At 54.4% G+C, this 263-nt stretch carries 1 pseudogene; it reads right to left on the reverse strand.

The annotated features are described in order from the left end of the window. Positions 1 to 225: pseudogene (locus tag ACZ3HH_RS30425) on the reverse strand (tyrosine--tRNA ligase); the annotation flags it as partial. Positions 226 to 263 lie beyond the last annotated feature (38 nt).

Consider the following 263-nt stretch of genomic DNA (forward strand, 5'->3'; position numbering starts at 1 on the left):
GATCACGGTATGGCCGAGGTCTTGCAATTGCCGCAACTTATTGAGCACCACGGTGTGACCCACATGAATGTCGGGCGCGGTTGGGTCGAGCCCCAACTTGATGCGCAATGGCTTGCCACTGGTTTCACTTTGGGCAAGTTTTTGGGCAAATTCGGCTTCGATCAGCAATTCTTCGGCGCCGCGTTTGACAATGGCCAGTGCATCCTGAACGGATTGGGAATAGATAGTCGGGGCAGCAGTAGTTGGTGAAGGCGTTAAAGCGG

The organism is Pseudomonas sp. PME37.24/025, from assembly GCF_055556615.1.